Annotated in this window: 24 protein-coding genes and 1 tRNA gene; 8 read left to right on the forward strand and 17 right to left on the reverse strand. The window is 48.6% G+C overall.

Features of this window, described 5'->3' with window-relative positions; genetic code table 11:
- Positions 1–18 precede the first annotated feature (18 nt).
- Genes ruvB through ruvC form a run of 3 tightly spaced genes read right to left on the reverse strand, consistent with a single transcriptional unit; the run spans position 19 to position 2,154 of the window.
- Entirely contained in the window at positions 19–1,047 is a 1,029-nt protein-coding gene (gene ruvB, locus VF575_04145; protein HEX8182763.1) for a Holliday junction branch migration DNA helicase RuvB, read from the reverse strand.
- Positions 1,047–1,631 (reverse strand): Holliday junction branch migration protein RuvA, encoded by a 585-nt coding sequence (gene ruvA / locus VF575_04150; GenBank protein ID HEX8182764.1) that lies wholly within the window; start codon positions 1,629–1,631, stop codon positions 1,047–1,049. Before ruvA ends, ruvB begins: the two co-directional genes overlap by 1 nt.
- A gap of 46 nt (positions 1,632–1,677) precedes the next feature.
- Positions 1,678–2,154 (reverse strand): crossover junction endodeoxyribonuclease RuvC, encoded by a 477-nt coding sequence (gene ruvC / locus VF575_04155; GenBank protein HEX8182765.1) that lies wholly within the window; start codon positions 2,152–2,154, stop codon positions 1,678–1,680.
- Positions 2,155–2,175: 21 nt separating this feature from the next.
- Between ruvC and VF575_04160 the strand changes: the two genes are divergently transcribed.
- Positions 2,176–3,258 carry a phospholipase D-like domain-containing protein gene (locus VF575_04160; GenBank protein ID HEX8182766.1) on the forward strand — a complete coding sequence of 361 codons (1,083 nt, stop codon included), beginning with the start codon at positions 2,176–2,178 and terminating at the stop codon, positions 3,256–3,258.
- Between the two features lie 9 nt (positions 3,259–3,267).
- Here the strand turns inward: VF575_04160 and VF575_04165 are convergent, their stop codons facing one another.
- The 5 genes from VF575_04165 to VF575_04185 form a co-directional block, all read right to left on the reverse strand.
- Positions 3,268–4,008 carry a YebC/PmpR family DNA-binding transcriptional regulator gene (locus VF575_04165; GenBank protein HEX8182767.1) on the reverse strand — a complete coding sequence of 247 codons (741 nt, stop codon included), beginning with the start codon at positions 4,006–4,008 and terminating at the stop codon, positions 3,268–3,270.
- A gap of 10 nt (positions 4,009–4,018) precedes the next feature.
- Complete coding sequence (locus VF575_04170) at positions 4,019–5,503, reverse strand: ComEC/Rec2 family competence protein (protein ID HEX8182768.1); 1,485 nt, start codon at positions 5,501–5,503, stop codon at positions 4,019–4,021.
- Between the two features lie 202 nt (positions 5,504–5,705).
- Positions 5,706–7,136 carry a hypothetical protein gene (locus VF575_04175; GenBank protein ID HEX8182769.1) on the reverse strand — a complete coding sequence of 477 codons (1,431 nt, stop codon included), beginning with the start codon at positions 7,134–7,136 and terminating at the stop codon, positions 5,706–5,708.
- Positions 7,129–7,878: a hypothetical protein gene (locus VF575_04180; GenBank protein HEX8182770.1), complete on the reverse strand. Its 750-nt coding sequence runs from the start codon at positions 7,876–7,878 to the stop codon at positions 7,129–7,131. The genes VF575_04175 and VF575_04180 overlap by 8 nt, the downstream gene beginning before the upstream one ends.
- 53 nt (positions 7,879–7,931) lie before the next feature.
- The gene (locus VF575_04185; protein ID HEX8182771.1) at positions 7,932–8,384 is read right to left on the reverse strand and encodes a hypothetical protein; all 453 of its coding nucleotides are present in this window, start codon (positions 8,382–8,384) and stop codon (positions 7,932–7,934) included.
- Positions 8,385–8,518: 134 nt separating this feature from the next.
- Here VF575_04185 and VF575_04190 point away from each other — a divergent pair.
- From VF575_04190 to VF575_04210, 5 genes are all read left to right on the forward strand, one after another.
- Positions 8,519–8,595, forward strand: a tRNA-Lys gene (locus VF575_04190).
- Between the two features lie 241 nt (positions 8,596–8,836).
- Positions 8,837–9,586 carry a hypothetical protein gene (locus VF575_04195; GenBank protein ID HEX8182772.1) on the forward strand — a complete coding sequence of 250 codons (750 nt, stop codon included), beginning with the start codon at positions 8,837–8,839 and terminating at the stop codon, positions 9,584–9,586.
- Between the two features lie 239 nt (positions 9,587–9,825).
- A complete protein-coding gene (locus tag VF575_04200; protein ID HEX8182773.1) occupies positions 9,826–10,272 on the forward strand; it encodes a DUF695 domain-containing protein in 447 nt (148 codons plus the stop codon).
- Positions 10,273–10,380: 108 nt separating this feature from the next.
- Entirely contained in the window at positions 10,381–11,343 is a 963-nt protein-coding gene (locus VF575_04205; protein ID HEX8182774.1) for an ATP-binding cassette domain-containing protein, read from the forward strand.
- On the forward strand, positions 11,340–12,146 hold the full coding sequence (locus tag VF575_04210; GenBank protein ID HEX8182775.1) for an ABC transporter permease: 807 nt from the start codon (positions 11,340–11,342) through the stop codon (positions 12,144–12,146). The genes VF575_04205 and VF575_04210 overlap by 4 nt, the downstream gene beginning before the upstream one ends.
- Before the next feature lie 25 nt (positions 12,147–12,171).
- Here VF575_04210 and VF575_04215 read toward each other — a convergent pair whose 3' ends face one another.
- Genes VF575_04215 through VF575_04240 form a run of 6 tightly spaced genes read right to left on the reverse strand, consistent with a single transcriptional unit; the run spans position 12,172 to position 16,400 of the window.
- A complete protein-coding gene (locus VF575_04215) occupies positions 12,172–12,666 on the reverse strand; it encodes a hypothetical protein (protein ID HEX8182776.1) in 495 nt (164 codons plus the stop codon).
- 54 nt (positions 12,667–12,720) lie between these two features.
- Positions 12,721–13,188, reverse strand: a complete 468-nt coding sequence (locus VF575_04220; protein HEX8182777.1) for a DUF192 domain-containing protein — start codon at positions 13,186–13,188, stop codon at positions 12,721–12,723.
- Between the two features lie 44 nt (positions 13,189–13,232).
- Positions 13,233–14,138 carry a RimK family alpha-L-glutamate ligase gene (locus tag VF575_04225; GenBank protein ID HEX8182778.1) on the reverse strand — a complete coding sequence of 302 codons (906 nt, stop codon included), beginning with the start codon at positions 14,136–14,138 and terminating at the stop codon, positions 13,233–13,235.
- Positions 14,135–14,581 carry a RimK/LysX family protein gene (locus VF575_04230; GenBank protein HEX8182779.1) on the reverse strand — a complete coding sequence of 149 codons (447 nt, stop codon included), beginning with the start codon at positions 14,579–14,581 and terminating at the stop codon, positions 14,135–14,137. Before VF575_04230 ends, VF575_04225 begins: the two co-directional genes overlap by 4 nt.
- Before the next feature lie 5 nt (positions 14,582–14,586).
- The gene (locus VF575_04235) at positions 14,587–15,516 is read right to left on the reverse strand and encodes a hypothetical protein (GenBank protein HEX8182780.1); all 930 of its coding nucleotides are present in this window, start codon (positions 15,514–15,516) and stop codon (positions 14,587–14,589) included.
- Complete coding sequence (locus VF575_04240) at positions 15,498–16,400, reverse strand: hypothetical protein (protein ID HEX8182781.1); 903 nt, start codon at positions 16,398–16,400, stop codon at positions 15,498–15,500. Before VF575_04240 ends, VF575_04235 begins: the two co-directional genes overlap by 19 nt.
- A gap of 192 nt (positions 16,401–16,592) precedes the next feature.
- Between VF575_04240 and VF575_04245 the strand changes: the two genes are divergently transcribed.
- On the forward strand, positions 16,593–17,819 hold the full coding sequence (locus VF575_04245; GenBank protein HEX8182782.1) for an ATP-grasp domain-containing protein: 1,227 nt from the start codon (positions 16,593–16,595) through the stop codon (positions 17,817–17,819).
- On the opposite strand, the gene VF575_04250 is transcribed toward VF575_04245, so the two are convergent.
- Positions 17,812–19,278 carry a hypothetical protein gene (locus VF575_04250; protein ID HEX8182783.1) on the reverse strand — a complete coding sequence of 489 codons (1,467 nt, stop codon included), beginning with the start codon at positions 19,276–19,278 and terminating at the stop codon, positions 17,812–17,814. The two genes, VF575_04245 and VF575_04250, sit on opposite strands and share 8 nt — an antisense overlap.
- Before the next feature lie 243 nt (positions 19,279–19,521).
- Between VF575_04250 and VF575_04255 the strand changes: the two genes are divergently transcribed.
- Positions 19,522–20,220, forward strand: coding sequence for a GGDEF domain-containing protein (locus VF575_04255; GenBank protein ID HEX8182784.1), 699 nt, complete (start codon positions 19,522–19,524; stop codon positions 20,218–20,220).
- Between the two features lie 6 nt (positions 20,221–20,226).
- On the opposite strand, the gene dnaJ is transcribed toward VF575_04255, so the two are convergent.
- Complete coding sequence (gene dnaJ / locus VF575_04260; protein HEX8182785.1) at positions 20,227–21,348, reverse strand: molecular chaperone DnaJ; 1,122 nt, start codon at positions 21,346–21,348, stop codon at positions 20,227–20,229.
- A 3-nt stretch (positions 21,349–21,351) separates the two neighbouring features.
- Positions 21,352–22,059, reverse strand: a complete 708-nt coding sequence (locus VF575_04265) for an NYN domain-containing protein (protein HEX8182786.1) — start codon at positions 22,057–22,059, stop codon at positions 21,352–21,354.
- Positions 22,060–22,246 lie beyond the last annotated feature (187 nt).

Raw genomic sequence — 22,246 nt, forward strand, 5'->3', positions numbered from 1 at the left:
GTGTCGCCACTGTATCTATTATCGCTGCGAGGTAATATGTTCGGCGCGGCCCAAATGTTTGTAGGCCTTGGGCGTTACTTTGCGGCCGCGGGGCGTGCGCTCCAGCAGGCCGATCTGCATGAGGTATGGTTCGATAAAATCCTCAATCGTTGAACGTTCTTCGGCAGTCAGCGCAGCAATCGTTTCCACACCGACTGGTCCGCCTTTGTAGTTATCAATGATGGCGAGCAGTAAGATCCGATCAGCCGGATCAAGACCAAGGTCATCGACATCGAGCAGCGCCAGGGCTTGTTTGCTGATAACTGTATCAATGATGCCGTCACCGTTAACGTCAGCAAAGTCGCGCACCCGTTTGAGCAGCCGGTTGGCTATCCGCGGCGTCAGGCGCGACCTTTTGGCCAGCTCGTGGGCGGCCTCGTCATGAATTTTGACATTTAGTATATCTGCTGTCCGGCCGATGATCTGGCCGATCTGGTCATGATTATAAAATTCCAAACGGTGGATCATCCCGAAACGGTCGCGCAGCGGCGCAGCCAGTGCACCCGTCCGTGTGGTGGCACCGATCAGCGTAAACTTCGGCAAATCGAGCCGCAAGCTGCGCGCCGATGGACCTTTGCCGATCATGATGTCGAGCTTGAAATCCTCCATGGCACTATACAGTACTTCTTCGACTGTGCGGTGCAACCGGTGGATCTCGTCAATAAACAAAATGTCACCGTCCTGTAGATTGGTCAACAGACTGGCGAGATCACCTGCCCGTTCGATGGCCGGACCACTGGTAATACGGATTTGGGCGCCCATTTCATGAGCGATGACGCTGGCCATGGTCGTTTTGCCCAGTCCCGGCGGCCCGTATAGCAGCACATGGTCTAGCGGTTCACCGCGTTTCTGGGCGGCAGCAATTGCCAACTGCAAATTCTGTTTTAGTCTGTCCTGACCGATGTAATTTGCAAAATCCTGCGGGCGAAGTTTGTTCTCGAATTCCTGTTCGACAGGATCTGGCTCATCGTGATCAGCGGCAGTGCTGACGATTCTATTGATAGCCATTAGAAAGTACCTTTCAGGGCATGCTTGATCCTATCTTCTGTCGGCAGTGTGTCATCGATTGCACTGAGTGCCACCGCTGCGTCCTGCGGAGAATAACCGAGACTAACCAGTGCCTCGACGGCTTCGTCTTTCATGAGCAGTCCCTCGCCCTGCAATATGCCGGTCGTACTGAGATCGACGCCTTCCAGTCCTACTTTGTCCTTCAGTTCAACTACGATCTGCTCGGCGGCTCGTTTGCCAACTCCCTTCGCAGTCTGTAGCTGCTTAACGTCGCCGCCGGCTATCGCCACCCGGACAGCATTAGCGCTACCGATATCAAGTACTGCCATCGCTACCTTGGGTCCAACGTTTTTGACGCTCAGCAGTTGCTCGAACAACCGTTTATCGTCGAGAACTAGGAATCCAAACAGATCATGGCTATCTTCTTTAATATTTTCATAAATATATAATTTTGTCCGTTCGCCCGTGTGGACGCGGCCAAGATCGCTGAGTGTCAGCAAGACACCATAGCCGACACCAGCCGCGTCAAGCACGGCCTGCGAACCAATTTTCTCTGTAATTACCCCCGTGAGTGTTGCAATCATTTATTCTATTATACCACTAGCAAAATGAACTGGGCTGTTGTCAAAACTATATCCGCATTTGCATAGACTGCGTGATGGCGGCGGCCAGGGCGTCGGCTGCGTCGTCCGGACGGGGAATTTCTTTGAGTTTCAGTATAATCCGCACCATTTCCTGCATCTGCTTCTTGTCGGCGCTACCATACCCGGTTATAGCTTGTTTGATCTGCATCGGCGTGTATTCATATATTTTCATGCCAGCTTGCATGGCCGTCAGCAGTACGACGCCGCGGGCCTGTGATACCGTCATGGCGGTCGTGACATTCCGGGCAAAAAACAGCTTTTCGACTGACATGATTGTCGGCTTGGTCTCACTAATAATTTGCGTTAGCTCGTCATAAATAGTCAATAGCCGGACAGCGTCATCTTCGTGGACTGGCGTTCGGATGACGCCGGCATCTACCAGTACCGGCTGTGTCCGGACAATATCAATGACGCCAAATCCCAAAATTCCCGTGCCGGGATCAATCCCCATGATCCGTGTCATACATATAGTATAGTACTAGTTATGATAGGCACCGAATCCCGCCACCCCAAATATGCCTTTTATACGACCCGCGAATACTGGTCTGAACTGCGTAACCGTCTAGATAAAACAATACGCGGTGACAACGTACTGCTCATGACGATGTCATTCGATCATACCGATAGTATGATCACTCAAATTCTCAAGTCGTTGCACCAGGCTCTAGCACGTGGCGTACGAGTACAGATCGGTATAGACGGCCATAGCTTCTTGACTGACCACGGACGAGCAGGACCGCTCTGGACACATGGCCGGCTGCGCTCACCCATGCGAAAAGTGTTTCGAGACAAGCTGTCTGCCATAGAAGCGCTGCGGACATACGACACGTGCACGGTTACAATACTCAACAAACCAAACCACAGATTTAGCGTCCCGATCGTGGGACGCTCTCACATAAAAATCGCGCTGATCAACGATAATATTTTCATTGGTGGCTGCAATATGGACTACAGCGGTTCGATTGACCTGATGGTCGGCTTGCAGGATTCGAAAACTGCTAAATTTCTGTACGACATAATGTCCGGAATTATCCAGGCTGAGCGGACTGGATTCGCGATGCGTGGCGCCGATGTCCTTCGTCAAGTGGACGCTCAAACCCGTGTACTTATTGACGCTGGGGTAAAACGTCAATCGATTATATACGATCAGGCCATCAATTTGATTGATTCAGCCGAAAAATGGCTTACTATCACCTGTCAATTTTTGCCCAATAGCAAAACCGCTGAACATTTGGTGATGGCCAAGAAGCGCGGCGTCATTGTCGATGTCATCTACGGACATCCGTGGCACCAAGGCATGATGGGCGGCTTGTTACAGCACGTCAGTAAGCTGCGCGAACGAATGCGCGTACCGGCAGATTACTTTGGGCACCGGCTTAACCGGTCTGATCCCATGCTGCATGCAAAGCTCATCGCCTGCGACAAAGGCATGATGATTGGCAGCCATAATTACGTCCAGGCTGGGGTTACTTTCGGCACCGCCGAGATTGCGCTGCTTGTACAAAACGAAAAAACCGCCCTGCAATCACTGCGTAGCCTGGAGCGGTCTTTGAAAACATCTGCCTGACATCACTGTCTAGGCCGGTAACAAATCTTCTGCTATATCGAAGTTGACGTAGGTATTGCTGACGTCGTCCAAACTTTCCAACGCGTCCATCAGGCGCATGATTTTGCCAGCGGTTGCAGCGTCCGTTACTTCAACGGAGGTATTAGGGACGTATGTCAGCTCAGCCTCGGTAATCTCAATACCGGCTGCCTTAAGGGCATCCCGGACTTTGGCAAGATCAGTTGCGGCGGTGTAGATAACCGATTCGGCCGATTCGGCGTCAGTGTCCTCTTGCATGTCTTCAGCACCGGCTTCAATCGCCTGCATGAGCAGCTCGTCGCCAGAGCCTTTGACGCGTATCATACCTTTGCGGTCAAACTGAAAGGCCACTGCACCCTTTTCGGCAATATTTCCGCCGTGTTTGCTAAAGGCCAGTCGAACTTCCGGATAGGTGCGGTTGAGGTTGTCGGTGGCACACTCAGCTAGAATGGCAACACCACCCGGGCCATATCCTTCGTACAAAACTTCTTGCAACTGGGCGGCGTTTTTGTCTTTGACACGGTCAATGGCCCGCTGGATGTTGGCGCTCGGCATATTGGCAGCTTTGGCTTTGTCAATCGCCAGACGAAGCGTGAAGTTAGTGTCCGGATCGGCACCACTGCGGGCTGCCATGGCAAGCGCATTGCCGAGCTTAGTAAAGACCGCTCCACGGGCTGCGTCTTTGGCGCCTTTTTCTCGTTTAATTGTTGACCACTTTGAATGTCCGGACATGTCTTTTCCTCTATTTATACGTTGCCCTCAGCAGCGTATTTTCATCTCGTAATGCTGTTATTATAGCAGGATTTCGCTTCAGCCGCGAGTGCAGCAGCCAGTTCATGGCGATGAGTATGACATACATAGCAACCATGCCGGTCAGCGTTATGTAGACATTTTCCTTAAAAACGTAGGGGATGCTGGCTAGAATATGCGCCGCATCGAGCATGTAGGTCAGCACCATCGTTGCCGGCCAGGCGAACCAGCCGACAAATGGCGTAATCAACATACCAGCCAGCCCGGCAACAAGTGACAGCAGCATCGCTATCGGCACAAAGGCCGCGACTGCAACATTCGCAACCAAGCTGATGGCTGACAATTGCCCGAATATATATAGCACGAGCGGCAAAGTCGCGACTTCGGCAGCCAAGCTCTCTAGGCCTATTCCTATTAGCACAGAATTTTTGAAACGGCCTGTCAGGAAACGGTGATGCACCTGGGGCGATATGATCAGCACACCGTAAAACGCCAAAAAGGACAGATACCATCCAATGTCACACCATGGATACAGCGGGCTGGCATAGCTGGTAATAGCGGCGGCAAGCAATATGAGTAATATTGGCTTAAATGTGCGGCCGTAGTACCAAGCCGCCAGGCTCAGCGCACTGACAATTGAGGCCCGCACGATTGATGCGCTGGCGCCAGTAATCAACAAAAACACCGCAATCAGCGTGATGGCAACTGCAAATGTTTGATACTTTGACCGATCACCCAGTAGCCGCATGCAGGCCCGCAGAATAATAGTCAGATTATAGCCTGAGACTGCAATGATGTGCACGAGGCCGACCGTCACAAGATCATCATAGACAGATTCTGGTAATGTTGCCCGCTGGCCAATCAATATACCCATTGCGAATGACGCTGCCGGTTCGGGTAATGCTGACTGCATGCCGGCAGCAAACTTCCGGCGAAAAGTATCAATTGGCGTCATATGCGACGAAACTTGCTGCAACGTCGCATAACTCATGTAGCCTTGCCGGGCACCCTTGTCGGCTGGACGCAGCTTGCCTTCGACGCGTACCGTGTCTCCGCGGAATATGACGTTCGTACCAAATCCGCTGACACCAATCCGGCCAACCAGCGGTTCGCCCTTGCCTTCGACGCGGGCGTCGGTCAGATCGAATGATAGCTGCGATTGCCGGCCATAACCAGCGTCATCGACAGCCGTACCGATTAGCACAACTTTTTGATTATAGACGGTGTCATATTGAGCCAGTCTCTGCATGTATACCGTGCCACGCAGTCCGCCGACGCTGACACCGAGCAGCGCAACTGCCAGGAGTGCGGCTAAGCCCTGTCTGCGAACGCACGCCAGCAGCAGACACAGGCTAAGCACAATCAATGAATAATCAAAGCTCATGCCCCTCGCCAGCCCGATGCCGCCGAGCAGCGCTGCACAAAACACTGCCGCTAGTGTCGTCCGCCTAAACCGGTGGCTGAGAAGCCGTTTCATTCCTAGATACTAGACAGCTAAACGAACGGAAGCAAGCATGAGCACGCTACAATTGTAAATCTGAATTCTAAAACCTATCCATGAGCCTCGTCAACCTGTCCGCCCCTAAAATTTTCATTTAAGATGAAACAATTTTGGGGCCGCCCCGCAGGTTGCCACTCAAGGTAGAGATTTTAGAATTCAGATTTACAATTGCTTGCGGTTACAAACGGCGGTAGCGCGCAGCATGCCAGGACAAATCAATCGGCACCGCATCGAACGGAAATGTCGTGTTCAACGATGGATCGAACGGGCTGCCAGAGTTCGTCGAAATGTAGATATTCTTGCCAGACATGCCGCCAAAGCTTGGATTGCTATTAAACTTTGCCTTGTCGAAACACAGTCCGTTGATGGCCAACATGTAAATGTTTGGTGCGCTGACGTTGCCGTTTAGGAACATCGATCCACCGAGCGGACAAATACTGGTCTTCGATGCGGGGTCGGCGCCGTATGTGACCAGGACGATAGGACCGCTGCCGCTGGCCGTGGCAATACCGTTGAAGAACGCTGTGCCTTCGATAAATATATAGCGCGGCGTCGAGGTAGGATTGTTGAAGGTTGGCGAGCAGTTACTGCTAGCACACAGATTGGCTCGAATATGGACATTATCTGTGATGTTATACTGGCCGGTGCCAAGGTTCAAATCGCCGGATACGCCACATGACGTACTGACATTACTAGCTGAATCAGGATAATGCGTTTGCTTGGCACGGCCAGCTGACGGTATCGTCCGCGGAAATGCCCCGGTCGTCCAGTCGGCGCAGCCAGATGAAGAATTTTGATACGAGCTGTCCATATACTGCGACCACGGAATGTAGGTGGATTGAATCTTGCCGAGTGTTGTTTGATTGGTCAATACGTCAAAATTAGCGTTGCTGCTGTTGCCGGGCGGACTAATACAGTTATTGTAGGCCGTGATAATTTTGGTTTTGGTTTGGCCGGGCGTCGAAAACGAGGTTGGCTTGACGAGATTACCAGTGCCACCGATCGAGCAGTTGGACGCTCCGGTATCCTTGCCGGCAACAGTGATTGTTTCTGCATGGAGGTTGGTCGTGTTTTTGTTCATCTTGAAATAGCCGTTTACGTACAAATCACGGGCGTATATGTCTTTGACGCTACTGGCCACTTCGATAATGTTCCGACTGAGCATTCCTGCCACTGCAACCGAGCTAGAAGTCCGCTGCGCAGTAATTTCAATTTTGCGCGTATATGCCGCCGCCGTGGCTGTTTTTGGCCGGTACACTTTGCCAACAGCCGTAATAATCCGTTCGTTCAATGTCGAGCCGGCCGTGACTGTCGTACTGTAGGTCGACCGGTACTTTGCGTTGTTTAGTATCGTGATCTCCGTTCCACCCGTACCGCTGTAACTTCCAGTAGAATCAGCATTCAGCTTTGCGATTGCCGAGTCAGCGCCGGATTCAGCTGCATACTGTGATTGCAGCAGATAGATTCTGCCTTTGGCGCGCGACAGATTTGCATTCGCCAGGACGATTAGGGCGAGAACGATTGTCGTTAGGAAGACAGCCACAATAAGCATTGAGATGATTATTGAGCCACCTTGTGAAGCACGCGGCAACCTGTATTGTTTATGCATTGCGAAGTGCCACCCGAATAATCGTGCTGTTCTGCGTCGCATTGGTTTGCTGCAAAAACGGCTTTTTAGTTAAATTGATATTAAACTCTACGACTTCGACCGCCGTAAAATCCGGTCCGATATAATTCCCTGTTGTGCTGTCGACAATTGATGTGTAATTGATAAGGTTACCAGCGCGGGAAAAATAGCGCATATCAATAGAGGCCAGATCAGTCGCAATCGTTTTGTCAGCCGGACAACTAGCAGTCGCCGAGCTCGGCGGACAGCTTGTTTTGACTCTGTTGCCGACGGCGTTCGGATTCGCCAGGGTTCGCTGCATCAGTGACTTAGTTGATCCATCCAAATAATAGATAAACTCATCTTCGTACGGCTGCGTACCGTTCATAATAAAAGCTTTTGATGCGTCCAGGCTCGGCCGGCGATAGTATACCAACGGCGTCTTTACCCCGTTGCCGCCAATAGGCTTATTACCGGGGATAGCATGTATCGGTTGCCAAAATAGGCCAGAACTAATCGTACTGTCGGCTAGGCCCGGATTGTTGTCGGGGATACTATTTTGCGAAACGAGACCAGTTGACGTGGCAATGTTTTCGCGTATAAAGTCGCCAGCGTTAAGCCGTGTCGAGAGAGTGGTAAGATCTGCTTCGAGCAACGCGCTATACCGCCAGTAACCAATCATAAAGTTACTGATAATACCGGTAAATATCAGCGTCATGACCATAACAACAATTAATTCAACCATTGTGACGCCCCGTTGGTCCAGCCGCCTCAGCCAGTTGACACAAATCAGCAGTCTCATTGCTGCCCTATCCCATTTCGAGTAATCAACATGCGTAGTTCAAGCGGCGAAGCCGTACTGTGCTGATAGCCAACCGTTATGTTTATGACCTTTGAGTCGGGCACATCACGCAGCGGGTCGGATGCTGCCAATGTAGGCGTCGATGTCACAGTCAGATTTGGCGAATAGCTGATGATGCGACTGCCGCCACCTTCTGCCTTAAAAGTGTTGTTCGGATAGCAGTTGGTTGCACTGCTCACCGAGTCGTACTCTAGCGCTCGATCAATCTCCGGACAGGCGCTCAGCACCGCATACATCTCGTTTAATTCCTTAGCAATTGTGTACGATTTGCGCACTGCGTCATAACCGCTGACAAGACCTGCGACAATAATCGGAAAGATAGCCAGCGCCAATATAAATTCTACAATACCGAACCCGGATTGATCTGACAGTTTCGCGAAGCGCTTCATCTCCACACATTATAAGACATAAGTACTTTGGTAGCACGCTATTACACACGATCCGGCTTCATAGATTGACTTTTGCCCCAAAATACGGATAATGTAAGGAGTTATTTGCGCTAATAAGCGCTAATTCCACATAAGGGTCCATAGCTCAGCCGGTTAGAGCACCTGCCTTTTAAGCAGGGTGTCGTGGGTTCGAGTCCCACTGGACCCTCCAATTAAAGAACGTCAGCTGGTCTGGCGTTTTTTAATTGCTAGAATGTACGATGAGCTAGAACCTGCAACGCAGATTTGCCCTAGCAAAGATGCAAGTCGTGAGTTCGGTCGGCAAAAGCAACGCGCAGATGCAGCGAAGAATGCTTCGAGCATGGCTTCAGCCGTGCATTGTCCTCCTGGGCCCACTAATAAGTTTGTGCTTAAACAAAAGTAAATTGCTCTTTTTTTGTTATTATCTAGCTATGAACCCTGAGCAAAATAAACCTCCTAAAAATAATAGAAAATTGAAAAAGATATTAATTATAGTTTCTTTGATTATTATTGCTATTCCTCTTTTAGGATATTTATTTATAGTTATTAGCTTCTCCGGCGGCATCGGCGGCATGATTAGTGATATGAAGTCTGCCCCCAATCCTAGAAGCTCAGGCATCTCAGCGAAACGAACTACAGCACAAAGTGATATTGAAGCAGCATACAATCAATTGCAGCAATCCACGGGTTTTAAAGAGTATAAAAATGCTACCTATGATCAGTGTTATGAAGGGCAGAATAACTGGAAAGTAAAAGATGGGTACGCACATCGCTGTGATTATCGAGTTACAAAATACTACGGATTCAATGGCGACTTTCGCCAAGAGATGTTAGATCTTGAGCGAAAACTTTTCGCGCTTAATTGGCAGATATCGAATGGCGACCGAAACCAGCTAACATACTATATTGAGGAATATTACGACCAGTCCTATCTAGTGTCTAATATGCCGACTGTGATTTACGGATATGCAAAGAGTGGCATTACTATGGATATTGCATACAGCGAAAGAGACAGCGAGGATATATTTTGGCTAGAATCTGCTCAAGACGGCATTGGTAAAGGATTCCCTACATACGAGCAAAAAAACTTTATAGACGTAAAGTCGGCTTTTGCAGAAGTAACTCAGACCAATAAATACATTGTGGCTATCTCATTAGAGAAGAATTATTTTGAAAATTAACAATAAATAATCGACCGATAATTTTGACGTATTCGACATGTGGACAGTTCCGGCTCTAAAATTTGATGTAGTTTCATTGCAATAGATACCACATGCTCCTCCAAAGTAAAAGCCACACCAAGGTATGTATACCGAGCATGGCTACAGGCGAGCACTGTCCCATTTACCCCGCATCGTCCCTCTCGTGTAACCTAGATATCGATTACCCTGCCCATTTCCTTCTATGCTACACTGTCCGCATGTTCGGAAAATCAAAAAAGTTCCAGCCACTCAATGAATACCCGGAGAACTGGGTAATGATTCAAGATACCAATGAGGGAAAACCAATGTTTGTGAGAGTACAAGCATCTTTAAAAGATGCGGTAGGCCATCCTGAATACCCCTATCAAATCGGGGTGGCAGTACCGTTACATAATCAAACCTCAAATGGATTGCCACGAGAAAATGAGTTCAATGACCTCAATGCAATCGAGGATACGCTTTGCGATACATTAACTGATGCGGTGCTAGTAGCAATAATCACTACAGATGGCATGCGAGAATTTGTGTTTTATGCCAAACAATGGAAACCGGAAGAATATGAAGCCCGAGTCAACGAAATCGAAACACAGCAAGGTACGCATCAGCTCCAGTTTGTAATGCAGCATGATCCGGAGTGGTCGACATTTAAAGCTCTCCTTCCTTAATACAGCTGAGACTTCTACGCATTTTAGATAGGATGAGATTTGTGACAGATATGCGTCTGCGGGCATATCTGGTGTATAATTATCTCTAACTACTTAAACACCTTCACTATGTCAAGCAAAACTCCAGCAATACAAGTCAAAAACCTCACAAAATCCTATGGCACCAACAACGTGCTGCGCGGCGTTAGTTTTGAGGTCGAGCCAGGCACGATGCTGGCGCTGCTTGGCCCAAATGGCGCTGGTAAAACCACGACTGTTCGTATCCTGAGCACACTGCTGGAGCAAGACGGTGGCACGGTAACTATCGAAGGTCACGATCTCACCCGCGAGGCAGACAAAATCCGCCAAGTTATCGGCCTGACCGGCCAATCCGCGTCGGTCGACGAACTGCTGACTGGCCGCGAAAACCTGATCATGATGGGGCGATTGTATCGCCTTACTAAGAACAGCGCTGTTGCCCGTGCCAGCGAACTGCTTGAAGACTTTGACCTGGTTGATGCAGCCGACCGGCAGGTAAAGACATACTCGGGCGGTATGCGCCGCCGGCTTGATCTGGCAGTTAGCCTTATTGCCGTGCCGCCAATTATTTTTCTTGACGAACCAACGACCGGGCTTGATCCGCGTTCCAGAATCGCCATGTGGGAAATCATCAAAAAACTGATGTCGACTGGTACCACTATACTTCTGACGACACAATACCTCGAAGAAGCCGATCAGTTGGCCGATAAGATCATTGTCATTGACGGCGGCAAAGTCATTGCCGAAGGTACGGCTAACGACCTCAAGAGCAAAGTCGGTAAAGACCGTTTGGAGCTTGTCTTTCCAAACGCCAAAGCACTGAATGCCGCTACGGCAGAGCTTGGCAAAGATCTAGTCGATGTTAACCACAAACAAAACACGCTTTCACTGCCGATCAGCAATACCAGCCAGGATATCAAGGACGTTCTCGACAAGCTGTCACTGAAGTCCATTCCGTTCGAGTCGCTGTCCGTGCACAAACCGACGCTTGACGACGTATTTTTATCTCTTACTGGCAAACAAAGTGATAGCGACGAAAAGGAAGTTCTATGAGCGCACAATTAGAATATTCAAATAAATCGAAAATGCTGCAGAGCATCAGCGATTCCCTGCTCATGGTCAAGCGCAGCAGCACGCATATCATACGCAATACTGATCAGTTACTCGGTACTTTCTTTCAGCCAATTATGTTTCTAGTATTGTTCTCAGCCGTTTTTGGCGGCGCGATTTCGAAATCACTGCCAGCAGGCATTCCGTATCTTAATTTCCTGATGGCCGGTATCATTGTCCAGACACTTGCCTTCGGCTCGACGACGACCGCAATCGCTGTCAGTAATGATTTGCAAAAAGGCATAATGGACAGATTCAAATCATTGCCAATGAGCAACATCGCAGTCCTGAACGGTCATGTAATTTCTGATTTGTTCCGTAATGGTATCTCGACGGCAGTCATTATTCTTGCGGGAATAGTTATGGGATTTCGAAGCCAAGCGACCGTCGCGGAATGGCTGGCAATTATTGGTATACTAGCTCTATTTACGCTGACGTTTTCGTGGCTGGCAGTCATCGTTGGCATCAAAGCCAAGAGTGTTGAAGCCGTACAATGGCTATCATTTATTATTGTATTTCCGTTAACCTTCGCAAGCAGCGCTTTTGTGCAGACTGAGGGCATGAACAAGTACCTCAAAGCCTTTGCCGAGAACCAGCCAATCACCCACATCATTGAAGCTGTTCGCGCATACATGATTGGCACACCTGTCGGCAATCACGCCTGGATAGCCGTTGCCTGGTGCGTTGGCTTACTGGCTATCGCAATCCCGATCTCACTGTATCTCTACAATAAAAAAGCCTCTTAGTCTTTTTTGCTAGATTTATTGGCTACTATTTGTCATCGTGCACTGGCTTTGGCCGTTGCATCCAGAGATACAGTAATGTCAGCAAAGCATTGACACTAATAATAAGCGTTTGTAGACTTTCGAGTTTACGCCATAGTTCAAGCTGAACGATTGAAGCTGTCAGTCCATATGACATTAGCGGTACTGCGAGCAATGCTACTAGTACCCCGACGCCAACTGCTGGCAGAAAATTGTATGCCAGCCTGGCTTTGCCTTTGACGGACTTGATCATAAATATCGTCGTCAGAACGACCGGCAACAGCAGTAGGAACAGATTTACATATGATTGACCTGCCAGCATGCCTGGTTGCCGGGCTGACGTACTCGCGACAATTGTTGCCGCATCCGGACCGACAAACTGCACAAGTACCGCTCCCAGGCACAGGCTCAAGAATACCTGTGCAGCATTAACGCGGAGCACCATGAGCAATAATACTGGCGCAGCCAATAGCGCAATAAGGATAATCGTCGCGTCCATCATTGCTTACTATACCATAAGCGTTGTGCAGACGGCAGCCGGTGTATGCACACCAAGCTAGAGATTGACTGATTGTCCGACTTTGAGCTGATGCTTCGCGGCGCTACCAGACGGCAGCTCTATAACATACCGGCCATTGGCGCAGAAAACTTTGGGGTACGACGACGGACTAAGATTAGCTTCAATCTGCGTAATCTTCTGATGGTCGTCAAGCCAAATAATATCGATGTTGAAGCGCATATCCTTCATCCACATACAGCGCTCCGCGGTTTGATCATAACTGAACAACATGCCAGACTGGGCGCCGAGCGACGACCGGTCACTCAGACCCTGACTCTGCTGATCGGCAGTGGTAACCGTTTCAAGCGTATAGGTGGTTATCGATGAGGTATCTTTACCAAGAATCAGCACTCTATCGGTGCCAGATTTATTGAAATAGAGAGATAGCAACAATATGACTACTGCAAGAATTACGACTATCGATCCTGCGACGAATAGTTTCTGCGATTTCAGCTTGTCATTCATATTGTCATTCTGACAGGTGTGTCGAATCAGCGCTATAAGCTGCGCTAAGCGCCGACTTTATCTTTCTTCGGCTTGCTCTTAGCAGTGTGCTCGATATATTCGATAATTTTTGTTGCCACGTCTCGGCCTGTCACTTTTTCGGGCGTCATAATACTAGCCGATGAATTGACTTCTAGCACTTTAGGTCCGTCCTTGGATCGCATCATATCGACGCCGCAGACAGGCAGGCCCATGGCCTTGGCGGCACGAATGGCCATCTTTTCCTCTTCGGCAGTTAGCTTGACGGCCTTGCCGATGCCGCCTTGGTGCGTATTGGAGCGGAAATCGTCATCGAGGCTTTGGCGTTCGATGCTGGCGATAACGCGGCCACCGACAACAAGCGCCCGGATGTCAGTACCGGCAGATTCGGCCACGAATTCCTGCACCATAAAGTTCACACCTTCGACATAGAAGGCCTGCATAACCGCCTTGGCAGCCTTGCGGGTTTCAGCCAGCACTACTCCATTGCCATGCGTGCCGCGGGCGACTTTGATAATAACCGGTGCACCACCAGCTAGCTCAACAACCTCATCCAGGTTCGCTGTTTCGCGGGCGAAAACAGTCTTCGGGATGCCAACATCATTGCGGGCCATAATCTGATACGAGCGTAGCTTGTCACGTGACCTGTTAATCGCGATTGAGCTGGCAGTCGTGAAACTTCCTTGCATTTCAAACTGGCGTACAACTGCGGTACCGTATTTGGTATAGCTCTGCGCTATACGAGGGATGATGGCGTCAAATTTCGCTAGGATCTCACCTTTATAATAAATCACCGGCTTATTGCGCTCCATGGTCATGTAGCATTTAGCGTAATTTACGACAACCACTTCGTGGCCACGAGCCTCGGCGACTTCACGAAGGCGTTTGGTCGTATAATTCAGCGATCCTTTGGATAGTATTGCTATTCTCATCGCGTATTGTCTCCTTCGTCGTCAAGTTCTTCATTGAATCGCACATCAACAAGTAAATTATTTTCTCTTAAAAATCTTCTTCCTATAAGGACAGAACGCTTCAAATCTGACCTGTCGGCTAGTCCAATACGTATAGGGTACTTTATACCATGAATTACGATTGTCGTATCAACAATATATCGCTTGATGCGATGGCCAGTTGCGCTACGTACATGCGTTTGAACAAACACGTCGGTTTCAGTTGCGAGTGATGACTGTCCCAATGGTGTAAACTTCAGGATTCGCTTACGTACAATCCCGCGCCGTATAATTTTGATATCCGTACAATGAAGCGCACCTGAATATGCACCAGTATCGATCTTTGCTATCTCGGATTTAACCCCAAGATCAGGTAAATCAACTGGTTCAAAGCATCCCACAATTATATTGTCGATTTCTGGCATCTGTTCTACTCCTCTGCTTTCTGTATCATGTAATCTGCCAGCGCCGCCGCCTTCTCATTTTCAAACATAGTTCCTTCAATTTGCGGCGCACGGTTCACTTCAAAAAAATAATACTTACCAGTTATGTCATCATTTTCAAATACAACATCTACCCCGGCCACGTCGCGTTTCAATAGCGCCGCCGCCCTGATACATTCTTCCAACACATGTTGCGGCAATGCAGCACTGTCAATCAGCTGGGCTGGGCTGCCCTGGGAAGTATTATTCAGATGGCCCGACAGCCTGGAGCGATACAATATTGGACCGATTGTATCGCCACATATCCACACTCGATAATCTGCAGAGTTTGGAACAAAACTCTGCACTACGAAGTGTACTTTAGGATGTTGCAACAAGGTAGATTCTAGATCAGTCCGAGATTGAACCAAATAATTATCACTACCCCTACTGCCGCTGACCGATTTCATAATTACAGGATATTCGACCGTTTCGGTGTCGATTGCCTTGAGTAGTATGTCATGTGACGATGCATAGATCGTTGCTGGAAACGGTAAACCAGCGAGCGCAAATTCCATATACTGCGTCAGCTTGCCCATTGATCCGGGACGGGTGGCAATTTCCTCGTCAATCACTGCTATGCCGCGTCCTCTGCAGTATTTTCCAACCGCGATGGCCTGCGCGGTACTTTCCTTGATGCGCCGTAAATAGACAACATCGTAGTCATCAATGGTCTTGCCTGTCGAGTGGACCGTAATTGACTGTTCGGAAGCATGAAGCACATACGACAAATCGTCATAAACTGCCATGTCGACGGTAATTGGTTGTGAAGCATTCGACTCTAGCAAGGACTGCAGGCGAGCAGGATGAGCCTGTCCCATATCAATGCTTTCTTGTGTAAACAAAATCAGCGCTCGTGTCATTTGTGCCGGCTCCATACATCGAGCATATCTACTATTTTTGCAGGCATGTCGACAATTTTACCGCCGCGCATCCCAAAATACAGCCTTAGTGCTGGCGCGGTATTGAACTCCATAAATACATAATTATCATCAGTTTGAGGAGCTTCAAAATTTTCTATCATCAAATCGACAACTAGAAAAGCTGGATTAAGTTCGCGGGCCAGCTTTACGGCTGTTTTCAAATAACTCTCATGTATTTCATCAGAAATATCATAGAGCGACGCACCACCGCTTGTCAGTGAATTTTTGCTTAGCTCAACGACTTCGCCCGCTCCCGGAATACTGTTTGACGTCATGAAGTCTGCGGGTATAATCGCACTGCTTAGCGGCGGATACGGTATTTGTTCGAATTGTAATCCGCGCCGGGCGTCATTTTCTTGCTCTATTAGCTGCGCTATCGTCGAATGGCCGTTACCAATAACGCGGGGAGGTTGACGCCAGATAACTGAGACAACTTCACCATCAGCTATAGTTATTCGCACTTCCTGGCCTATGAATTGGCGCTGTAAAATTACCTTACCGGAATATTCATGCGCGTAATCAATCGCTTTATGGAGGTCTTCAGTATTTTTGATACCAAGCGTTAATCCGTGCGAGCCGGATCCGTCAGCTGGTTTTGCAATAATCGGCGCATTTGCGGTTAGAAAATCTGCCATTTTATCATTGTCGCCAGGTAGATATATGGTGCGCGGTATACTGACGCCATAGTGTGCCGCGAACTCATAACCCAGAGTTTTATTGATGCTGATTTTCTTGGCAGCTACCGACACAAAGGGATAAGACATTGCTGCCCAGCGGCTTAACCATTTTTTGCCATTTGGGGCCGTGACCTGCATGTAGGTACTAGACAAGGGTAGCATTTGTATTGTATACCCCCGTGCGACAAGCTCTCGCGACAGCAAGTGGTACGGAGAATAGCTTTTTCTTGGCTTTAAAGCAGAGGTCATCATTACAATTATTATAACATTTTGATAGTTTATTTTCAATAGTAACATAGTTAGTACTGTGCGAACTGCACTTGTGTTTTCAGTTTGCTCTGGTATAACCAGAGTATGCTATGGATTGTCGGTCACGCTTTCGCAGATATTCGGACATACTTACATGACCGTGAGATTTCGTTTGGCGTGCTCATAAATAAAAATGCACCTCAGCACCGTGCTCTGGCTGAGACACGGGTGGCCCCAGTTGATTTTTCGTCGCCAGAATCACTACTGGCATCGGCTGATGCGCTAGATATAGACGTCTCGGGCATACTCGTGGCCGGTTATGAAAATTACGTGTTGCCGGCAGCTATATTGTCCGAGCATTTTCATGTACCAGGTCTCAGTCAGGAAGTAGCGGCAGCAACTACAGATAAGGCAATCATGCGGCAAAAATTTATTGAATATAACCCAGCTATTGGTCCAGATTATAAAAAGGTAACTGATTGGAATGATATAGACTCATTCATGTCATCCCACCATTTCCCGGTCATGCTCAAACCGACCAACCTTATGAAAAGCCTTTTTATCACCAAAAACAATTCTCTCGACGAATTACAGCGTAACTATAATGAAATGGTCAGGCAATTGGCCGGTTTACACGACAAATTATATACTATGACTCCTCCTGAGATAATCATCGAGGAATGCCTGATAGGCAGCATGCACACGGTTGCAGGTTACGCCGATGCCGATGGTAACCCACATTTATTCGAACAAGTAGTGGACTGTGTCACGGGACAGGACGTCGGATTCCATGAAAATTATATTTATAGCCGCCAGCTGCCAAGCATACTCAGCCAGCAGCAAATTTCCGAAATTCTTGAGGTTTCCAGGCAAGGCATGTTGGCGCTCGGCCTGACGAGCACAATGGTGCATATCGAGTTGATGCTGACGTCAGACGGTCCAAAACTGATAGAAATCGGTGCTCGCATCGGTGGCTATCGTACGCGAATGTATGAGTATTCAAGTCACATTGACTTGAATAAGATCATGATCGATCTCGCGCTCGGCGAACAGCCCAATCCTACTTTGGGCAGCCGTACCGATCCGATTGCTGTAATAGAGCTGTTTCCCGAAGCCGAAGGCATGTTCGATCACATTATTAACGAACAGAGCTTAAATCAGCTGCCGAGCTTACGTCACTTCAGCATCAAAGCAGAATCCGGCAAGGCCGTCGGGCGTACTAGTCACGGTTACAAAGCGACTGCAGTCGTTATTATCGGCAACTCAGACAGATCCACGTTTGAAGCAGACTTCGCCTACATCAAACAGCATGTTCGAGTCGCAATTAGGTAGTTTTGCTATCCATAAGTTTTTGAATATATTGATCTTGTCCTGGCTGCAAGGGATTGTACTTTGCAGCAAATAAGCGCAAAAAATGCTTTTCTGGAAGCGGTTGACCATTGTTTTGTAAGTATTCAATGACTTCGGTGTTATCGTATACTCGGTCTTTGGGAAATACACAGCCAGGAACATCGGTTGGCATACCGCGCCATATCCGTACCAGATTTGAATATGCAGACGTTTGAGCCGATTCAACTTGCATATCATACGATTTATCCTGTGTATATTGATTGACAGCGCTAAGCCGCCAGAGTATTTCGTAACAATCTCTAAAGTCGCGTTCAGGATGTGCGTCGTATCCGGCGGCTAAAGCTATGGCGATCGTAAACGGCTCTCCGGCTGATTTTGGCTTACCATGATACATTGAGGCTACCGTTGCGGCAAATGGCTCTTCAAACGATCCATAATGCAAAAGCCCAAATTCTGCTAGGCCAGCGCCGAGTTTTTTGCCTTTGGCCTGTCTGCCGGCGTGCACTTCTGCTTCGTGGATCTCAGATTCAATAACTTTGTTTTGCTTTCTCATACCCGCAGTCCGCTTCTCGCCGATTTCGATGACAGTATCGGTCATTTTGGCAGCACACGACGATCGATTTGGTACCAGGATAGCCTTCCAGCCATCTTCAGCATATCCCTGTATCTGCAAATAGCGATTAAACACGTCTGCGCTTTCAGTCGTTTCGAGAATATCTTTGCCATTTACTTCTTCAAGTGAATATTCAATCGCTTTTTGGCACATGGTCCGAATAAGGGTTCTATAATGGCTTACCATTTCCTCGCTCATTGTAGCCTCAGATGTAGCGAATTCGGGTAGCGTTATGGATGCAATCAATTGCTCAGCTATATCGTGCATAGGATGCGACTCATCAGCCACAATGTTTCTGGCTTTTTGCAGCCTGCGATCGATCAAAGTCAGGGCACGGTTAATGTCCGGCATGCCGTATATTTCCCTGGCGGTTGATTTGAGTGCTTCTGCTTGTCCGGCGCGCCGTTCAGGTGACAGTATATTTGCCGCAATCGTTGCAGCTGTCTCAACAAAATCAAGTTCTCGGACGCGCGAAGCTATCATACTGTCAAGCAATCCGTCTTCAGCAGACGCAACAACGCCCTCATCTCGACGTTGTTCTTGTACGAACTTCAGACTTGTTGCAACGCGCCGCATTTCACGGCGATTAGACCGCTGTAGTTCAAAATTCGGACAGTTGTTGAGGACTGGATTACGAACAGTACCTTGCAAAAACGCACTTTTCTGACTATCTCGAAATTCGCTTGCATCACGCATCCCAGGCATGTCTCCAGATACATCAAAGCTCTCAAAAGCCTGCAATACACCGGCATTGTTGTAACCATGAATGACATGTTCGGTTGTGGGAGGTAACGTTTCGGCAACTATAAGGCCATGTCGTTCATACATAAATATACATTATACACTATTTTTTATTATTTTCAACTAGGATCATGCGCCGGTAGCTACGCGAGAATATACCAAAAATATGAGAAACGCCGTTACGGCGAGTATACAAAGCATCATCGGAATGAAGCCGCGCTGGTTAGACGAAAGCTTTTTCATTACATTAATTATGCCAGTTGGCCGTAGTATTGTACAGACAAGCATGAGCATGATTGCATTTTATGTTTTTTCGTGTATAATAGCGTTATGACTACACCAGAATATCCTCGACAACCTCGTGACCGTGACGAACAACGCCATCCTGGGAGCCGTCAGGTACCGCGTGAAGGATTCGATATGAATCAGAGATTAGCGCAAGGCATTGGAGAACGCCTAGATTCCAAAAGAGAATTAGCTGCTGCTAAGGCCGAGATGGAAAAATGGAAGCACACTGCAACGCATCATGAAATTTCGGGTCTACCAAATGCTTTAGGTTTTGAGCTTGGCGTAAATGAAATGCGTAAACAAAACCCGTATACCCCGCTTGGTATCATTGCTATGGATCTGTCAGGATTCAAAGCTTTAAATGATACACTCGGTCATGCCAAGGGTGATGAGACCCTTAAAATATTTGGCAGCCAATTACGGGCTACCGATTTAGAAGCAATCATCGATACTACCTCCATACCAGGTCATCCTCACGGTGATGAGTATCTGCTTGCTTCACTGCTTGAAGGTAGGCGTGACCCTGATTTGACACCCGAGCAACGCCTAGGTGCTATTGTCGGTAGAGCGCGAAATATCGGTCGTATTCTACGGGAGCAAGATTCTGACCTGTTAAAGGTTAATTTTGATCTATCCGTCGGTGCAGTGGTCATGGGGCCTGACATGCCGTTAGAGGATGCGCTACGTGCTGCAGATGAAGCAATGTATACAGACAAACAATCAGGCAATCGCGGTCGTTAGATTGCGCTAGTTCCAGAATTTCCGCTTTGGCGTACTCTCGGTTCTGAATGATTGCAGTAGTTCCTGCTGACGCTTCGATAGCTTCGTTGGTATGTCGACGACGATGGTGACGATGTGGGCACCACGTGACTGGTCGGCTACCGGCCGGCCGCCGCGCAGGCGTGGAACGCCGTGTCCGGATAGCTTGAAGTCGCTGCCGCTTTGTGTGCCAGCCGGTACTTTCATACGAATTGGACCGTCAACTGTCTCAACTTCGATCTCAGTACCGAGTGCCGCCTCGACCATATCGATGTGCTCATCGCTCAGTATCAGCTCGCCTTCGCGTGTGAAGCGTTTGTGAGGCTTAACGCGGATATTGACGTACAAATCGCCTTTTGGCCCGTTAGCAATCGCTTCGCCGTGTTCGCGCAGGCGCACCGTTGCACCATCGTCGATTCCAGCTGGAATCTTCATTTTGACAACTTGCTTTTTGGCCTGCGTACCCTTGCCCCGGCACACGGTACAGACCTTTTCAGGGACTTTGCCGCGCCCGCTACACTTTGGACAGATACTTGCCTGCTGGATATTACCGAAAATAGTGCGTGTCATATTGACAATCTGACCGGAGCCACCACATTGGTCGCACGTTTTCAGATCATGACCCGGCTCGACCGTTGTTCCCTTGCAATGCTCGCAGGTATCTTCGAGATTTAGATTTAGCTCAACTTCAGTGCCGAACACGGCCTGTTCAAAGCCGATGTCAACCTGTGTTTCAACGTCGCGGCCGCGCGCTGACTGACGACGGCCGGACTGGCCGCTACCGCCAAAGAAACTGCTAAAGATATCGCCGAGACCGAGATCTCCGAAGTCAAAGTTTGCACCTTGGCCGGCCTGGCCGCCAAAGCCGCCATAAGGATTACCGCCACCATTGCCGCCGACGCCAGCATGGCCGAACTGGTCATAACGCTGACGCTTAGACGGTTCTTTAAGAATTTCATAAGCTTCACTAATTTCTTTGAACTTGGCTTCGTCACCACCACGATCGGGGTGGTGTTCAATTGCAGCCCGGCGGAAGGCTTTTTTTATTTCGTCGGCACTCGCATCCTTACTGACGCCCAATATTTCGTAATAATCTCGTTTGGTTGCCATTGCTTATTCCTGTCCTACTTCTTTATCATCACTGACATCTTCCGGATCCTGCCATTTTTTGTCACTCGGCGCATGCAGTTTTGGAAACATAGTCTGGTGCGACTTGGCGCTACCAGGGTGAAAGGCATTGATAATTTGCTGCCGGGTATATGTCAGTGTACGGTCTGTTACTTTAATGAGCGCATCATTTTGCTCTTCCTCAAAACACACATACGTAATATGAGCGCCGCCGCGCCGGGCGATGTTCAACGCTGGAATCATATCAGCATCACTGCTGAGAACAACGATATCCTGAATGTTATCGTGCACGGCTGCCATGACGATTTCCGAGGCTAGCCGGACGTCGACGCCCTTTTCCTGTAGCACCATGGTACGGCGGCCGCAGTGGTAGCAGGCGTTGCTTTCTTTGACTTTCAAATTGCCTGCCTTGATAACGGCAACACCTTGATTGGTCAGCATAGCTATCCAGCGGCGATGTGATTCCTGAATCGAAGTAATTTTTCGTTCCAACATTTCAGGGATAGTGAATTTTGGCTGTTTGATGCGGGTTGTGTAGTAAGTAATACTCTCCGGGACTTCGCCGAGTGCATTTTGGACAAGCTGTCGGATATCGACACTAAATAAATCATCGCGGTCGCCAATGAGGTGTTCCTGATGCAGCACAGAGACCAGCCTATGCCGCAAGTTTTCGCCGTCGATGAAAAGTTTCATTTAGTATCTCGTTTCGTCTGTTAGTATGGCCGCAGTTACTATTGTATCAACATTCTGTATTAAAAAGCCCCGCTGAGGTCCAAGGACCAACACGGGGTGTATTTCGTATGGTACGATGTACACCCCGTGTTGTCAAGGTTTCGAATGGTGCGGCTTTCATGCTCCTAATCGCTGCCGACTATATTTT

This window comes from Candidatus Saccharimonadales bacterium, from assembly GCA_036388415.1.
Classification (GTDB): Bacteria; Patescibacteriota; Saccharimonadia; order Saccharimonadales; family UBA4665; genus UBA4665.

What these genes read in the sequence shown, in the direction of transcription:
- ruvB (HEX8182763.1), bottom strand. Translation starts at nt 1,047, where the DNA reads ATGGCTATCAATAGAATCGTCAGCACTGCCGCTGATCACGATGAGCCA.
- ruvA (HEX8182764.1), bottom strand. Translation starts at nt 1,631, where the DNA reads ATGATTGCAACACTCACGGGGGTAATTACAGAGAAAATTGGTTCGCAG.
- ruvC (HEX8182765.1), bottom strand. Translation starts at nt 2,154, where the DNA reads ATGACACGGATCATGGGGATTGATCCCGGCACGGGAATTTTGGGATTT.
- VF575_04160 (HEX8182766.1), top strand. Translation starts at nt 2,176, where the DNA reads ATGATAGGCACCGAATCCCGCCACCCCAAATATGCCTTTTATACGACC.
- VF575_04165 (HEX8182767.1), bottom strand. Translation starts at nt 4,008, where the DNA reads ATGTCCGGACATTCAAAGTGGTCAACAATTAAACGAGAAAAAGGCGCC.
- VF575_04170 (HEX8182768.1), bottom strand. Translation starts at nt 5,503, where the DNA reads ATGAAACGGCTTCTCAGCCACCGGTTTAGGCGGACGACACTAGCGGCA.
- VF575_04175 (HEX8182769.1), bottom strand. Translation starts at nt 7,136, where the DNA reads ATGCATAAACAATACAGGTTGCCGCGTGCTTCACAAGGTGGCTCAATA.
- VF575_04180 (HEX8182770.1), bottom strand. Translation starts at nt 7,878, where the DNA reads ATGGTTGAATTAATTGTTGTTATGGTCATGACGCTGATATTTACCGGT.
- VF575_04185 (HEX8182771.1), bottom strand. Translation starts at nt 8,384, where the DNA reads ATGAAGCGCTTCGCGAAACTGTCAGATCAATCCGGGTTCGGTATTGTA.
- VF575_04195 (HEX8182772.1), top strand. Translation starts at nt 8,837, where the DNA reads ATGAACCCTGAGCAAAATAAACCTCCTAAAAATAATAGAAAATTGAAA.
- VF575_04200 (HEX8182773.1), top strand. Translation starts at nt 9,826, where the DNA reads ATGTTCGGAAAATCAAAAAAGTTCCAGCCACTCAATGAATACCCGGAG.
- VF575_04205 (HEX8182774.1), top strand. Translation starts at nt 10,381, where the DNA reads ATGTCAAGCAAAACTCCAGCAATACAAGTCAAAAACCTCACAAAATCC.
- VF575_04210 (HEX8182775.1), top strand. Translation starts at nt 11,340, where the DNA reads ATGAGCGCACAATTAGAATATTCAAATAAATCGAAAATGCTGCAGAGC.
- VF575_04215 (HEX8182776.1), bottom strand. Translation starts at nt 12,666, where the DNA reads ATGATGGACGCGACGATTATCCTTATTGCGCTATTGGCTGCGCCAGTA.
- VF575_04220 (HEX8182777.1), bottom strand. Translation starts at nt 13,188, where the DNA reads ATGAATGACAAGCTGAAATCGCAGAAACTATTCGTCGCAGGATCGATA.
- VF575_04225 (HEX8182778.1), bottom strand. Translation starts at nt 14,138, where the DNA reads ATGAGAATAGCAATACTATCCAAAGGATCGCTGAATTATACGACCAAA.
- VF575_04230 (HEX8182779.1), bottom strand. Translation starts at nt 14,581, where the DNA reads ATGCCAGAAATCGACAATATAATTGTGGGATGCTTTGAACCAGTTGAT.
- VF575_04235 (HEX8182780.1), bottom strand. Translation starts at nt 15,516, where the DNA reads ATGGAGCCGGCACAAATGACACGAGCGCTGATTTTGTTTACACAAGAA.
- VF575_04240 (HEX8182781.1), bottom strand. Translation starts at nt 16,400, where the DNA reads ATGCTACCCTTGTCTAGTACCTACATGCAGGTCACGGCCCCAAATGGC.
- VF575_04245 (HEX8182782.1), top strand. Translation starts at nt 16,593, where the DNA reads ATGCTATGGATTGTCGGTCACGCTTTCGCAGATATTCGGACATACTTA.
- VF575_04250 (HEX8182783.1), bottom strand. Translation starts at nt 19,278, where the DNA reads ATGTATGAACGACATGGCCTTATAGTTGCCGAAACGTTACCTCCCACA.
- VF575_04255 (HEX8182784.1), top strand. Translation starts at nt 19,522, where the DNA reads ATGACTACACCAGAATATCCTCGACAACCTCGTGACCGTGACGAACAA.
- dnaJ (HEX8182785.1), bottom strand. Translation starts at nt 21,348, where the DNA reads ATGGCAACCAAACGAGATTATTACGAAATATTGGGCGTCAGTAAGGAT.
- VF575_04265 (HEX8182786.1), bottom strand. Translation starts at nt 22,059, where the DNA reads ATGAAACTTTTCATCGACGGCGAAAACTTGCGGCATAGGCTGGTCTCT.